The following is a 13,653-nucleotide window of genomic DNA, read 5'->3' as shown; positions in this document are numbered from 1 at the left end:
AAGGTGATAAATATGAACAAAAATATCAGAATTATATATCTAGCTGGTGGCTGTTTTTGGGGTACACAGGCATATTTTAAAAAGTTAAATGGAGTTTTGAAAACTATAGCTGGTTATGCAAATGGAGATAGTGACAAGACAAATTACGAGATTGTATCGTCAACAGATCATGCTGAAACTGTAAAAATTTATTATGATTTTTCTAGAATTTCGCTTACAGAAATTTTACTGCATTATTTTAGAACTATTGATCCGAAATCTATCAATAGGCAAGGCGGAGATATTGGAAGACAATATAGAACAGGAATTTATTGGGAAAAAGGCGATGAGGATTCTGCAAATATTGTAAAAGATTTTATAGAATATCAAAAAAATAAAATTGGGGATATTGCAGTAGAAATATCTGAAATCAAAAATTTTGTAAAAGCAGAGGATTATCACCAAGACTATTTGGACAAAAATCCTAGTGGATATTGTCATGTCAACTTGAGCTTGACAGATGAGCCTATTATAGATGATGATAGGAAATTTTTAGATGAAGAGAATAAAAAACAAATGCTTGATGATGAGTCTTATTCAGTTATGGCAAATTCAGGCACAGAAAGACCTTTTTCAAGCGAGTTAAATGATGAATACAGAAAAGGAATATATGTAGATAAACTTTCCAAAAAACCTCTTTTTGCATCAAGTGACAAATTTGATGCAGGTTGTGGTTGGCCTTCTTTTTCAAGACCTATAGTTTCAAACTATTTAGAAGAAAAAGATGACTACTCTCTTGGTATGAATAGAACCGAAGTTAGGTCAATTAGTTCTAATTCACATTTGGGTCATGTTTTTCCAGATGGACCACAAGAGATGGGTGGACTTCGTTACTGTATAAATGGAGCCGCACTGGAATTTATCCCATATGATGAGATGGACGAAAAAGGTTATTCAGATTACAAAATATTTGTAAAATAATTTAATAATTATTGACAAACTCTAGAAATTGAAAATTAATAGAAAAATTGATATATTACAAATATAATGGTTTAGAAATTCTAAAATAAACACTCTATTTTGTCAAGTCCATAATATTATGTAAATTAACCTAGTACAATATTATAGACTTGACAGTTATTTTATTATTGAAGAGTTCTAACTCTTTAGTTATTGACTCGGATATATTTGTCACATTTTGTGCAGAATAGTGCTGTCTATACATTTTTTCTATGATTTCTGATATCTTTCTAGTCGTTAATCCGTTTTTGTAGAATAATTTAATTGTATCTTCTAAAAGTATCGTTTTAATTATTAAAAGAAGATATTGTTTTCTGAGAAAAAAGACCGTTTCTATCCTCTAGGAATATTAAGTTTTAATAGACCATACTTAGTTTTAAGTGTTAGTGTATAGAAACACTTCCTGCTATGACCTGTGTTATATCCATTAACATCATATGGCTCGAATCCTAAAAAGCTGTTCTTTATTTTTTTAAAAGTGAATTTATTGCATTTTCTAACTCAGATTTGAATATTTCAGTAACATCTGCTCCAGCTATTAGAGCTTTTAGTAATTTTGTGTTAAAATCTCACATGAGAACCTCTTGATTCTTGTTTTTTGTTATTAGTATTATCATACAAGATTTGGTCATTTTTTCCTATTTAGGGAACGTTTCTACGTTTACACAATTTATTTTACACTATGATTATATTTATGTATTTAGATTGTATAATATTTATTGACACTATTTTTAAATATGTTATAATGTATACAAATATCAATACAGTTAGAAATGGAGGAAAACGTATGAAGAAACTTTTGCTTATTTCATTTACAATTTTAATTCTATTGTTAACCAATGTTTCAGCCAACGAATTAGACTCATCTTGTAAATCTGTAGATTATGAATTAATGGAAAAAACCGAACATTTTTTAAATCAATTTGAAGATGACCATTATTTTACGGATCATGATGTTGATAGTTCAATGAATAGACAATTTGCTTGCCATGTGGTTTATGGAGCTTTAAAGACTCCTTGGAATCTCGAACCTCATAAAAGGGTAGAGGATTTAAATCCTTTTACTTGTAATTAACTTATATGGTTTATCTATACTTTATAATTTTTGTTCTTTCTATTTTAATTACATTTTTATATATTATATTTAAGGATGATATTTTTCAAAAACTGTTATATATATCGTTTTTGAATTTTATATGTTCTTTGCATGTACTATTTAGTATTTATAGTGATATAAATGAGCCTGATGTTGTTGATGCTCTGAACATTCCTATAATTAAAGTAATGTTGTTAATATATTCTTGTTTTTCTGTATTGATGTTTGCTTTGACTGTTTTTGTTAAAGTCAAAAATAATTATTAAAAATAATTAATTATATAAGGGGCTGTTGCAAAAGTCCTAAAATCATGACCGCCCGTCAAACGGGCGGTCATGATTTTAAAACAAGTGGACCATTTTTCAACGGTGTTTTGTTGATTAATGGACCACTTTTAGATTATCATTTACACAGAAAAAGGCTTAGACTCGTATATCAAACCATCAAACTATGAAAAATCGAAAACAAGAAAATACAAAAAAGAAATGGAATTTAGAAATAACCTAATATATGATGAAAAACAAGACAAATACATTTCCTCTGACGGAAAAGAATTCATAAGATGTAAAGACCAACACAGAAAAAAGAAAAGTGGATATATCATAACAACAAAAGTATATAGGTGTTTTAATTGGAACAAAGACTCTCAGAAAACAAAAGGAATCTACATCTCAGAAACATTCCAACACTATAGAGAAATATCCTTGAAAAATATAACATCACCAGAAGGGATAGAAGAAAGAATAAATAGGTCAATTCAAGCAGAAGGAGCATTTTCTAAAATAAAAGATGGTTTATCATATAAAAGATTTAAACATAAAGGAAAATCGAATATAAAAAGTGAAATAAATCTTCTAGCAATAGCATTGAACCTAAATAAATTAGAAACAAAAATAATAAAAAATAACTTAGAAATCATAAAATACAAAGTTGCTTAAGAAAAAAATTTTTAAAAGCATAGCTTTATTAAGTACACCCATTTTTAAGAGAAATGGACTAAATGTATCTAAAAAATATTTTAAAAAGAAAAAACACAATGGCTAAACTTAAATACTTAATAAAAAGGTGATGTTGCAGAGTAGAATCATCTATTCTGCAACATCACCTTTTTTGTATTTATTTTAAAATTTCTAAAATTATTTTTCGAATGTCTTTAATTAAATATAGTGATCCGCACCAAAGTATTAAGTCATTAGCAGCGGCAAGTTCTATAGTTTTTTCTACAGCTTTTTTTCTATCTTTTATTGCATAGATTTCTTTATCTGTGATTTGTTCAAATTCTTCTTTTAAATCTTTAAGTGGTGTGTATCTTTCGTTATCAATTTCTGTCAATACAATTGTATTGGCCAATTTTTCTACTTTAGATAAAATTTTGTCATGGTTTTTGTCTTTTAAAACTGAAAAACCTAGAATTAGTTTGTCGTAAGAGAATTTGTTTATATTTTTTACTAACATATTAATCGAAGCTTCATTGTGAGAGCCATCAATTAAAATTAAGGGATATTTAGAGATAAGCTCTAATCTTCCAATGTTTTGAGATTCAGAAATTCCAATTTTTATTTTTTCGTCATTCAAATTATAATTTTTTTTGAGATGTTCAAGTACGATGAGTGCAAGGGAAGCATTATATGCTTGATATTCACCAACTAAAGATGTCTTTACATTTTTGAAATTTCTAAAATTAAATATAGTTTCCTCATTATTTGATTTAATTATTTCAACTTCTTCAAATTTAAAATCTATAAAAGATGTGTTATTTTCGGTAGATATTCTAATTAATTCTTCTTTTGCCTCTTTATCTTGTGGGTAAGAAAAAGCAAAACTATTTTTTCGAATCAAGCCACCTTTTTGGTAGGCAATTTCTTTGAGTGTGGAACCCAATACACCCATATGATCCATTGAAATATGACAGAAAACAGAGATGTTTTCATCTTCTACATTTGTAGCATCAACTCTTCCACCCATGCCAACCTCTATGACATTGAAGTCTGCGTTTTGTTCTTTGAAGTATAGATATGCAATTGATGTTAAAATTTCAAAGGAGCTGACAATTATGTTTTCCTTATCTAAAATATCAGTTTCTCGTCTTATTATTTCTAAATTTTTTACAAAACTTTCTTTAGGTATAAACTCGCCATTAATTTGTATGGACTCTCGTATATCCAACAAATAAGGGGAAGTGAATTTGCCAACTTTATAGTTATTTTCAACAAGTGCATTTGAAAGAAAACTTGCCACAGATCCTTTTCCGTTAGTGCCTGTTATATGAATAGTCTTTGCATGATTTTGAGGATTTTGTAATCTTTCTAAAAGTTTTTTAATATTATTTGTAGTGAAATCTCCCATTGGAACGGGTCTATTTTCTAACCAATTAATTGATTCTATATAATCCATAATATCTCCTAGTTTATAAATTTAAATAGATATTATCAAATTGGTAATTTTATATCAAGCTAACATAAAAAAGATTCTCAAAAAATACAAAAATTTAGACAAAAGTAGTCTTTTTTGTGGTAGAATAGTAAAAATATAAAAAATAGGAGGAAAGTATGAATACAGAAATCAAAAAGAAAGACCTGTTTGTCATTGGATTTGCATTATTTGCAATGTTTTTTGGAGCTGGAAACTTAATTTTTCCGCCATTTCTTGGATTAATTTCTGGCGCAAAATGGAGCACTGCTTTTATTGGCTTTTCAATTGCAGATGCGGGCTTAGGTCTTTTGGCAATTATTGCTCTTTCTAAGTACGATGGTAGTTTAAATGTTTTGGCATCACGAGTAAACAAGGTGTTTGCTATTATTATTTCTACTGCAATTATTCTTTGTATTGGACCATTTTTGGCGACTCCAAGAACTGCTGCCACAACTTACGAAATTGCAATTATGCCTATTTTTGGAGAAAGCTTTAATAGATATTTATTCTCGGCATTATTTTTTGTTTTGGTTACAGTCTTAACAATAAAACCGTCAAAAGTTGTGGACATAGTCGGTAAATTTTTGACACCAGCACTTTTAATTTGTATAGCTGTTTTGATTACCAATGGAATAATAAATCCAATTGGAGAAGTTTCAAATACTTCAATGATAGAAAATGTTCTTGAACGTGGTATAAAGGATGGATATCAAACAATGGATGCCATAGCGGGATGTATGTTTTCTTTGGTGGTAATAAATGCAGTTAAGGCTATGAATTATTCGTCCAAAAAAATTGAAATCAGAGCTACAATAATTTCTGGAGTGATAGCTGCTATTTGTTTGGCATTAATATATGGTGGTCTTGTTTATCTTGGAGCACAGGTAACTGGACTTGGTATCTACGATATGAATGTAGATACTACTGAACTTTTGGTAGATATCACTAATAGAGTAATGGGCGGAGTAGGAGTTTATATTTTGGCAATTATCACAGCACTTGCGTGTCTAACAACCGCCATAGGATTAATATCTGCTACAGCAAATTTCTTTTCAGATTTAATTCACAAAGAAAATTATTATTCTGCTTTTGTAATAATTGGATCTGTTGTATCAGCTTTGATATCTATGCTTGGAGTTTCTCAAATTATTTCTATTTCGGCTCCAATACTTGAAACACTATATCCATGTGCTATAACTATTGTAATAATAGGTTTATTTTCTGACAGAATAAAAGACAATTTAATTTTTCAAATTCCAGCTATTATATCACTTGTATTTGGTTTTTTATATGTGCTTTTAGATAAAGAATTATTACAAGGACTAGCTTCATTTTTAGAAAATATGCCACTAAAAGAGTTTGGACTTGGCTGGGTTGTGCCAACACTTGTTGGTCTTGTAATAGCTATTGTGATTGCAAAAGTAAGAAAAAAGTAAAAAGGTATTGACAAAAAACACTTTTTTAGTATAATTAAATGTAATTTAAAAAATTATTTAAACTTTTTGAAAAGAAGAGTACCTAAAAATTGTGACTTAAGAGAGCTTCGTTGTGGTGTAAGAAGTGGATCGGTTTTTAGAGAACATGGCCTTTTCCAAGGAGATGTCGATATTTAGATGTCTACGGGTTTGCCCGTTATAGCAATAGAGTATGATGGTACTCGAAGAGTTTATCTTTCGTGAGGAAGATAATAAATAAAGGTGGTAACACGAGCTTTCGTCCTTTTTAGGATGAAGGCTCTTTTTTTATATAAAGGTGATTAGATGATTGAAGTAAAAAATTTGGTGAAAGAGTTTAGCTCAAATAATAAAAAGTTTAGAGCAATAGATGATGTGAGTTTTAAAGTTGATAAGGGAGAAATTTATGGAGTTATAGGACTATCAGGTGCTGGAAAGTCAACTCTAGTGCGATGTATAAATAGATTAGAAGAACCCACGAGCGGCGATATCATAATAAATGGTGAAAATATTTTAGATTTAAACGAAAAAAGTTTAAACGAGAGAAGAAAAGATATAGGAATGATATTTCAATCATTTAATCTTTTTATGCAAAAGACTGTAGCAGAAAATATAGCTTATCCTTTGGAAATATCAAAGGTAAATAAATTGGAAATCGAAAAGCGTATTTGTGAACTTTTGGATTTTATAGATTTAAAGGAAAAAAAGAACTCCTATCCAAGCGAACTATCAGGTGGACAAAAACAAAGAGTGGCAATAGCAAGAGCCATAGCTACTAATCCAAGTATACTATTATCAGACGAATCTACTTCGGCACTTGACCCTGCAAATACAGATTCTGTGCTAAAACTTTTAAGACAAGTAGTCAAAAATTATAATACAACAATAATTATGATAACTCATCAAATGGAAGTTGCAAAAGAAATATGCGACAGAGTTGCAGTAATGCAAGCTGGTAAAATAATTGAAGAAAATACCACAAAAGAGTTATTTAAAAATCCAAAAACAGAAGTCACTAGAAGTTTTATTAGAAATCTGCAAGACGAGACAGACAAAGGATATTTAAATTCTAAAGAATATAAGGGTGAAGTTTTAAGACTTTCTTATGGAGATGAAAATTATAATAGGCCAATACTGTCGCAATGTGTGAAAAAATTTGATATAGATTTTTCTATTTTGTCAGGGAATATAAATAAAATAAATTATTCAAGTGTGGGCTATTTGACAGTAGAAATATTAGGTGATATCGAAGAGCGAAAAAAGGCTATAGAATTTTTAAAAAACGAAAATGTAAATGTGGAGGTGCTCTAAATGGATAATATAAAGGATATAATTTTACCGGCAATCCCCGAAACTTTAATCATGGTTTTTTTGTCAACTTTAATTGCATTAATCATAGGTATACCCTTGGGAATTATATTAAATAATACTAGGCCAGGAGGAATTTCAGAATCCCAGAAATTTTATAAAATATTAGATGCAGTAATAAATATATTGAGATCATTTCCCTTTGTAATTTTGATGATTGTAGTATTTCCATTATCTCGAGTTATAGTAGGTAAAGCCTATGGTACTGCGGCAATGATAATACCACTTTCACTCTCAGCCGCACCATTTGTAGCAAGGCTTATGGAAGGTTATTTTATTCAAATTGAAAGTGGAATTATAGAGGCGGCAAAGTCAATGGGCTCTACTAAAAGAGAGATAATATTTAAAGTATTAATACCAGAGGCTATGCCGATGATAGTAAATGGAATTACAATGACAATAATAAATGTAATAGGATATTCAGCGATGGCTGGAGTGATGGGAGGTGGAGGATTAGGAGATGTAGCCAATAGATATGGATATCAGAGAAATGAATTAAAAATACTTTGGGCAGCAGTAGTAGTTATAATTGTGCTAGTTCAAATAGTGCAATTGATAGGAAATGAATTATCAGAAAAAATAGACAAAAGATGATGGAGGAAAAAATGAAAAAAATAATTTTAGCATTTAGTTTAGCATTAGCATTGATATTGACAGCTTGTGGGAGTGACAAAAAAACCAATGAAAGCAATAGCTCAAAAAGCTCTATTGAAGATAATAAAATAGTGGTGGGTGTTTCTCCTACTCCACATGGAGAGATAATAGAAGGACTAAAAAATGAATTTGAAAAAGCGGGATTAGAAATAGAAGTAGTAAACTTTGATGATTACGTTCAACCAAATTTACAACTTGAATCTGGTGATTTAGATGCAAACTACTTTCAACACAAACCATATTTTGAAGAATTTACAGAAGAAAGAGGAATTGATGATTTATTAAATATAGCTTCAGTTCACTTAGAGCCAATAGCATTGTATTCTAAAGATTTCAAAAATCCACAAGATATAGAAGATGGGTCAGAGATAATAATTCCAAATGATCCTTCAAATGGAGCCAGAGCACTAATACTTTTAGAAAAAGCAGGGCTTATTAAATTAAATGACAATACAAACTTAAAAGCTACAGAAAAAGATATAAAAGAAAATCCAAAAAATTTAAAAATTACAGCAATGGATGCGCCTTCAATTGCAAAAGTATATGAAGATGCTCAAGGAGCAGTTATAAATTCTAATTATGCAATAGGAGCAGGGCTTGATCCAATAAAAGATTCAATATTTTTAGAAGAAAAAGATTCGCCATATGCAAATCTTATAACAATTAGAAAAGAAGATGAAAATAAAGAAAAATTTGAAAAATTTGTTGAAGTATTAAATTCAGAAGCAGCCAGAAAATATATAGATGAAGAATTTAAAGGTGCAGTAATACCAGCATTCTAAAATTAATAAAAAATAAAACCTAAGATTTCAGTTGATTATTACTGAGGTTTTAGGTTTTTTAATTTTAGTGTAAATAGAAAACTTATTATTGTAACTTAGAAAGAAACTATAAAAATCATTAAAAATTTATTAGAAAAGGTATTGACATTGTAATCATTATTTGATATATGTAAGTTAAATTATTAATATATCTAAAATTTTTCAAGGAGAATAATATGTTAACAATTTCTAATAATAAAAATATACGAAAATTAGTATGTTTGAGCATTATTTATATAATTATATTAATTATATTTAAAATATTATTACAAGGCTTTCATACATATAATTTCAATAAAAATATAACGGGTATAAATATAAAATTTTTTTCAACTATAAAAACTTATATTCAAGATTTTCAAAGATATAATACAAATATTTTAATAAAATTATTTATTTCTTTATTCATATTTGTTCCGTTGGTTCCTTTTGTATTCTATTGGGATTTTAATAAAGAAATTAATATTATTGAAATTTTTTTATTGTTTTTTGTTATTTCACTTATTTACTCTTTTTTTTCTAGGATTATTGAAATAGGTGTTTTTGATATAGACTTTATATTTTTAAGGGCATTTTTACCAGCTATTATATATTCTCTAATTAATTTAAAGAAAAGGAGGTTAAAATGAAAGGTTCAAGAAGTTTTTTGATTATTGTAGCTATATTTACATTGTTGATTCCAAATATAGCTTTAGCTGGTTCGATAGATAATGAATTAAAAGTTAGAGACGAAGATTTATTTATTCAAAATTTATTGAAAGAAAAAAATTTTGACATAGAGAAAACAGAAATTTCATACGATTCAGTACCAAAAGATATTATTATTCAACCTGGTAAAGAAAATTATATAAATCCTGTTACTAAGGAGTACTTTATTATCGAAAATTCAAGCTCGGGAAATAGAATGGCATTGAGAAGTAGTTCTGCGAAAAATTTTTCTTTTGATATAAGGTTATCTATTCAAAGTTCGGATTTCTATATTAATTCTTCGACTTTGAGCGTATATTCTACGTCTAAGTTATATAAGGATGCAGATGGAAGAGTTGTAAATGGAGACTATGGAAGTACTTACGGAATCACATTGTCTCAAGGTTATTTTAAAAGCAGAACTGTAAGTTTTCCAATCAATTCATCTCAGACTTCTACTTTTGGATCTGGGTGGAATACAAGTAAAAAAGCATCTGTGAGAATTTTTAATGATGGAAGTTACAATGATACTAATAAAAGATTAGTAGGGAATGGAACAGTGTATAATAATTAAATACGAAATTAACTAGATTAGGCTATATCTTATAAATTAATTTGGGATAATATATTAATATTAAAACCTCGTTTTGACATATATAAACGAGGTTTTATTAATTATTATTAACTTTAATGTTATAATTATTGTGGTGAATAAAATGATAATTTTACGTAATATTAAAATACCTTTTGATGCTGATGAGAAAGAGTTCAAAAGAAAAATTTCTAATTTAATTGAAAAAGATGACTTTGACTATAAAATATATAAAAAATCTATTGATGCAAGAAAAGACATTTTTTTTGTTTATCAAGTTTTAATTGATGTAAATGTACCAGCTAAAATTTTTAAAAAATTAAAAAATAATATTGCAATTTTTGAAGAAGATAAGATTGATATTGCAAATAAAAATAATATAAATAATGTTGTAATAGTGGGGGCGGGTCCTGCTGGCTTATTTTGCGGCTATGTACTCACAAAGCATGGAGTTAAAGTTACTATAATCGAAAGAGGTAAAAAAGTAGAAGAGAGAATTAAGGATATTGACGAACTTCAAAAAACTGGAAAAATTTTAGAAAATTCAAATATACAGTTTGGAGAAGGAGGAGCAGGCACATTCTCTGACGGGAAACTCACTTCTCGCTCTAAAGATACTAGATCGTCTCTTATATTTGATATTTTAGTTGAACATGGTGCTGATGAGGAAATTTTATACGAACAAAAACCTCATATAGGAACTGATGTGCTGCGAGAAATATTAATTAATATGAGAGAAGAGATGGAAAGTCTTGGTGCAATATATAATTTTGAAGAAAAATTTGTTGATTTTGAGATAGAAAATGAGCAAATTAAATCTATAATTACTAATAAAGCTAAGTATTCTGCTGATAAATATATTTTGGCAATTGGCAATTCGTCAAGAGATACTTTTGTGACATTAGATAGTTATAGTTTAATCAGTCAAAAGCCTTTTGCAGTAGGTTTTAGAATTGAGCATTTAAGAGAAGATATAGAAAAAGCACAATATGGTTTTATCTCTGATAAACTTCCTGCTGCGACATACCAATTGAATTATTCTGATAAGAGTAAAAATCATTCTGTATATACTTTTTGTATGTGTCCAGGAGGTTATGTAGTCAACTCGAGTTCAAGGGCCAAAAAGTTATGCGTAAATGGAATGAGTTATCATGCTCGTGATGGTATTAATTCCAATTCTGCTGTTGTAGCTACTGTTGATAAACAAATATTTGGCAATGGCAATCTTGATGGCATGTATTTTCAAGAACTTGTAGAAGAAAGAGCCTATGAACTTGGAGGGGGAGAAGGTCTCGCACCGGTGCAAAGGGTTGTAGATTATTTAGGTGGAAGAAAGACGACAAAACTGGGTAAAGTAAAACCTACTTTTGAACCAGGATATGTTTTTGCAGACTTAAATGAAATATATCCAGACTCCATAAATGATGAGGTTAAATCGGCACTAAGATATATGGATAAAAGAGTTAAAGGTTTTGCAAATGATGATGCAATACTTACAGGTGTTGAAACAAGAACATCTTCACCAGTTAGAATAAATAGAAAAGACTACAAGAGCTTAGTATTTAATAATTTATATCCCATAGGTGAAGGTGCAGGGTATTCAGGTGGAATTATATCTTCTGCACTCGATGGATTAAAATGTGCCATAGAAATTTTAGAAAACTGATGAGAAGAGAGGTTGTGTAAGTTTTGAAGAAAACTGATTATAAAGAAATTATTCTTTACTATATTGTCGGACTGTTATATCCTATTGGATATTATTTGTTGATGAGAGAATACTTTGGCATTAGTCTATTTGAGGGCAAATTTATATTTATTTCAATATATATCGCATTTTGCTATATAATGTATCCATTTGCAAGTATAATTGTAAACAAGAAGACAGAAAATAAAAAGATGTCATGGTTTTTGACATCTAGAACTGTATTATTACTTGGTTTTATATTTGCACCTTTTATAGTTGTTGGAAATAAGAAAAACTAAGAGTATTCCATTTCACCTCACTAGTTAAAATGTTTTTCTTAATTTCTATAAATTGAGCCAAATTTATTGAAAGGGAAAATTCTAAAAAATGGTTTACATTTTATTACATTTTCACCTATGGGACCAAATTCCCTGGAGTCGATTGAACCATTAGGACTTCTATTATCTCCTAAAACAAAATACTCGTTTTCTGAGAGTTTCCAAGTTTCTTTTTCTGATAATGTATTTGGCTTATTATGAAAATAAGCTTCGCTGTAAAGATTGTCGTCAATATAAATATTTCCGTTTTTTATTGTAATTTCTTCGCCTGGTAGTGCTATAATTCTTTTTATATATAATTTATTTTTTTCAATAGGAGACTTAAATACAATTATATCACCACGATTTTTATTATCTCGCCAGCGATAGAGAGAGTTAGCAATAATTATGTCACCATTTTCGAGAGTTGGAAACATAGATGACTGATTTACTTTTACAAAATTAAATAGAAAAGTTTTAATTGCAAATGCAAGTATTATGGCAAAGATAATGTATTTAATTTCTGAAATTATATTTTTTGTATTTTTCATAATTTAGGAATACTCTGATATTAGTTTACTACAATAAATATGATAATCAAATATAAAATAAATTTAAATAATATAAATAAATGGAGGAATATATGCTAAATATTGTATTTTACGAACCAGAAATACCTTTCAATACAGGAGCTATAGCCAGGACATGTGGTCTTACCAAAACAAGACTACATTTAATAAGACCTTTTGGGTTTGAAATTGATGACAAACATCTGAAAAGGGCAGGGCTTGACTATTGGCATCTAGTGGATATTAATTATTATGACTCTTACGAAGAGCTTAAGAACAAGTATCCAGACAATACATTTTTTTTGGCTACTACTAAGACTAAACAAAAATATACTGATGTGAAATATAAAGATGGTGACTTCATTGTTTTTGGTCCAGAAACTCGAGGGCTGCCTGAAGATTTAATTAGAGAAAACTATAAAGAAACGATAAGAATACCAATGCTAAAAGATTATGGAAGAAGCCTTAATTTGTCTAATTCTGCCAATATTATTTTGTTTGAGGCACTTAGACAAAATAATTTTTTTGATTTACAGTAGGGGATATTTTGAACGAAGTAAAAATTTCTGTCAGAAGTTTAATAGAATTTATCAAGAGAAGTGGAGATATTGATCGGAGATTTTATTCAAATGCTAGGGCAGTTGCAGGTATTTTAGCTCACCAGAAAATACAAAAAGAATATTCTGATAATTATAGAGCTGAAGTATTTTTAAGAACAACTGAACTAATCGAAGATATAACATTTATAGTTGAAGGACGAGCTGATGGAATTGATGAGTCAGAAGAGGTAACAATTGATGAAATCAAATCAACGACAAGAGATTTGGACGAACTGGAAAAAGAAGAAAATATTATGCACTGGTCGCAGGCAAAGTGCTATGCATATATTTATGCCAAAGAAAAAGAAATAGATAAGATTAATGTAATGCTTACTTACTATCACTTAGAAAGTGAAGAAACAAAAAAATAATCAAGACCTTTACTTTTGGCGAACTCAGAG

The 13,653-nt window shown here is 28.8% G+C and carries 17 protein-coding genes; 13 read left to right on the top strand and 4 right to left on the bottom strand.

The genetic code is table 11. The annotated features are described in order from the left end of the window. The first annotated feature begins 12 nt into the window (after window positions 1-12). Window positions 13-960, top strand: coding sequence for a peptide-methionine (R)-S-oxide reductase MsrB (msrB, locus tag ABID14_RS02510; RefSeq protein ID WP_354366885.1), 948 nt, complete (start codon window positions 13-15; stop codon window positions 958-960). Between the two features lie 130 nt (window positions 961-1,090). Here msrB and ABID14_RS02505 read toward each other — a convergent pair whose 3' ends face one another. Continuing rightward, window positions 1,091-1,264 carry a transposase gene (locus ABID14_RS02505; protein ID WP_354367121.1) on the bottom strand — a complete coding sequence of 58 codons (174 nt, stop codon included), beginning with the start codon at window positions 1,262-1,264 and terminating at the stop codon, window positions 1,091-1,093. Window positions 1,265-1,786: 522 nt separating this feature from the next. Here ABID14_RS02505 and ABID14_RS02500 point away from each other — a divergent pair. Next, window positions 1,787-2,074, top strand: a complete 288-nt coding sequence (locus ABID14_RS02500) for a hypothetical protein (RefSeq protein ID WP_354366884.1) — start codon at window positions 1,787-1,789, stop codon at window positions 2,072-2,074. Between the two features lie 148 nt (window positions 2,075-2,222). Here ABID14_RS02500 and ABID14_RS02495 read toward each other — a convergent pair whose 3' ends face one another. Continuing rightward, complete coding sequence (locus ABID14_RS02495; protein WP_354366883.1) at window positions 2,223-2,348, bottom strand: hypothetical protein; 126 nt, start codon at window positions 2,346-2,348, stop codon at window positions 2,223-2,225. A gap of 57 nt (window positions 2,349-2,405) precedes the next feature. On the opposite strand from ABID14_RS02495, the gene ABID14_RS02490 reads away from it, so the two are divergent. Together ABID14_RS02490 and ABID14_RS02485 are read left to right on the top strand one after the other, a co-directional pair. Continuing rightward, window positions 2,406-2,549, top strand: coding sequence for a hypothetical protein (locus ABID14_RS02490; RefSeq protein ID WP_354366882.1), 144 nt, complete (start codon window positions 2,406-2,408; stop codon window positions 2,547-2,549). Window positions 2,550-2,580: 31 nt separating this feature from the next. Continuing rightward, complete coding sequence (locus ABID14_RS02485; protein WP_354366881.1) at window positions 2,581-3,033, top strand: transposase; 453 nt, start codon at window positions 2,581-2,583, stop codon at window positions 3,031-3,033. Window positions 3,034-3,211: 178 nt separating this feature from the next. On the opposite strand, the gene ABID14_RS02480 is transcribed toward ABID14_RS02485, so the two are convergent. Next, on the bottom strand, window positions 3,212-4,489 hold the full coding sequence (locus ABID14_RS02480) for a bifunctional folylpolyglutamate synthase/dihydrofolate synthase (protein ID WP_354366880.1): 1,278 nt from the start codon (window positions 4,487-4,489) through the stop codon (window positions 3,212-3,214). A 155-nt stretch (window positions 4,490-4,644) separates the two neighbouring features. Here ABID14_RS02480 and brnQ point away from each other — a divergent pair, with 155 nt between their 5' ends. From brnQ to ABID14_RS02445, 7 genes are all read left to right on the top strand, one after another. After that, entirely contained in the window at window positions 4,645-5,943 is a 1,299-nt protein-coding gene (gene brnQ / locus ABID14_RS02475; RefSeq protein ID WP_354366879.1) for a branched-chain amino acid transport system II carrier protein, read from the top strand. 324 nt (window positions 5,944-6,267) lie between these two features. Then, entirely contained in the window at window positions 6,268-7,272 is a 1,005-nt protein-coding gene (locus tag ABID14_RS02470; RefSeq protein WP_354366878.1) for a methionine ABC transporter ATP-binding protein, read from the top strand. Continuing rightward, a complete protein-coding gene (locus ABID14_RS02465) occupies window positions 7,273-7,923 on the top strand; it encodes a methionine ABC transporter permease (RefSeq protein WP_354366877.1) in 651 nt (216 codons plus the stop codon). An 11-nt stretch (window positions 7,924-7,934) separates the two neighbouring features. Further along, window positions 7,935-8,765, top strand: coding sequence for a MetQ/NlpA family ABC transporter substrate-binding protein (locus ABID14_RS02460; protein ID WP_354366876.1), 831 nt, complete (start codon window positions 7,935-7,937; stop codon window positions 8,763-8,765). 664 nt (window positions 8,766-9,429) lie between these two features. Further along, a complete protein-coding gene (locus tag ABID14_RS02455; protein ID WP_354366875.1) occupies window positions 9,430-10,065 on the top strand; it encodes a hypothetical protein in 636 nt (211 codons plus the stop codon). Between the two features lie 142 nt (window positions 10,066-10,207). Then, window positions 10,208-11,749, top strand: coding sequence for an NAD(P)/FAD-dependent oxidoreductase (locus tag ABID14_RS02450; protein ID WP_354366874.1), 1,542 nt, complete (start codon window positions 10,208-10,210; stop codon window positions 11,747-11,749). Window positions 11,750-11,772: 23 nt separating this feature from the next. After that, window positions 11,773-12,066: a hypothetical protein gene (locus ABID14_RS02445; RefSeq protein ID WP_354366873.1), complete on the top strand. Its 294-nt coding sequence runs from the start codon at window positions 11,773-11,775 to the stop codon at window positions 12,064-12,066. 38 nt (window positions 12,067-12,104) lie between these two features. On the opposite strand, the gene lepB is transcribed toward ABID14_RS02445, so the two are convergent. Next, entirely contained in the window at window positions 12,105-12,635 is a 531-nt protein-coding gene (gene lepB / locus ABID14_RS02440) for a signal peptidase I (protein WP_354366872.1), read from the bottom strand. A 92-nt stretch (window positions 12,636-12,727) separates the two neighbouring features. Between lepB and trmL the strand changes: the two genes are divergently transcribed. Together trmL and ABID14_RS02430 are read left to right on the top strand one after the other, a co-directional pair. Beyond that, a complete protein-coding gene (gene trmL / locus ABID14_RS02435) occupies window positions 12,728-13,192 on the top strand; it encodes a tRNA (uridine(34)/cytosine(34)/5-carboxymethylaminomethyluridine(34)-2'-O)-methyltransferase TrmL (RefSeq protein ID WP_354366871.1) in 465 nt (154 codons plus the stop codon). Between the two features lie 8 nt (window positions 13,193-13,200). Further along, the gene (locus ABID14_RS02430; protein ID WP_354366870.1) at window positions 13,201-13,623 is read left to right on the top strand and encodes a hypothetical protein; all 423 of its coding nucleotides are present in this window, start codon (window positions 13,201-13,203) and stop codon (window positions 13,621-13,623) included. The last annotated feature ends 30 nt before the right edge of the window (window positions 13,624-13,653 follow it).

The sequence above is a fragment of the Peptoniphilus olsenii genome (genome assembly GCF_040545475.1).
GTDB classification, from domain to species: domain Bacteria; phylum Bacillota; class Clostridia; order Tissierellales; family Peptoniphilaceae; genus Peptoniphilus_A; species Peptoniphilus_A olsenii.
The sequence above is the reverse complement of the archived record's forward strand: the minus strand, read 5'-3'. Positions and strand labels throughout refer to the sequence as shown.

Excerpts from the sequence above, each read along its gene's own strand:
- ABID14_RS02480 (WP_354366880.1), bottom strand. The coding sequence starts at position 4,489 with ATGGATTATATAGAATCAATTAATTGGTTAGAAAATAGACCCGTTCCA.
- trmL (WP_354366871.1), top strand. The coding sequence starts at position 12,728 with ATGCTAAATATTGTATTTTACGAACCAGAAATACCTTTCAATACAGGA.
- ABID14_RS02455 (WP_354366875.1), top strand. The coding sequence starts at position 9,430 with ATGAAAGGTTCAAGAAGTTTTTTGATTATTGTAGCTATATTTACATTG.
- ABID14_RS02450 (WP_354366874.1), top strand. The coding sequence starts at position 10,208 with ATGATAATTTTACGTAATATTAAAATACCTTTTGATGCTGATGAGAAA.
- ABID14_RS02485 (WP_354366881.1), top strand. The coding sequence starts at position 2,581 with ATGGAATTTAGAAATAACCTAATATATGATGAAAAACAAGACAAATAC.
- ABID14_RS02470 (WP_354366878.1), top strand. The coding sequence starts at position 6,268 with ATGATTGAAGTAAAAAATTTGGTGAAAGAGTTTAGCTCAAATAATAAA.
- brnQ (WP_354366879.1), top strand. The coding sequence starts at position 4,645 with ATGAATACAGAAATCAAAAAGAAAGACCTGTTTGTCATTGGATTTGCA.
- ABID14_RS02460 (WP_354366876.1), top strand. The coding sequence starts at position 7,935 with ATGAAAAAAATAATTTTAGCATTTAGTTTAGCATTAGCATTGATATTG.
- ABID14_RS02490 (WP_354366882.1), top strand. The coding sequence starts at position 2,406 with ATGACCGCCCGTCAAACGGGCGGTCATGATTTTAAAACAAGTGGACCA.
- ABID14_RS02465 (WP_354366877.1), top strand. The coding sequence starts at position 7,273 with ATGGATAATATAAAGGATATAATTTTACCGGCAATCCCCGAAACTTTA.
- ABID14_RS02500 (WP_354366884.1), top strand. The coding sequence starts at position 1,787 with ATGAAGAAACTTTTGCTTATTTCATTTACAATTTTAATTCTATTGTTA.
- lepB (WP_354366872.1), bottom strand. The coding sequence starts at position 12,635 with ATGAAAAATACAAAAAATATAATTTCAGAAATTAAATACATTATCTTT.
- msrB (WP_354366885.1), top strand. The coding sequence starts at position 13 with ATGAACAAAAATATCAGAATTATATATCTAGCTGGTGGCTGTTTTTGG.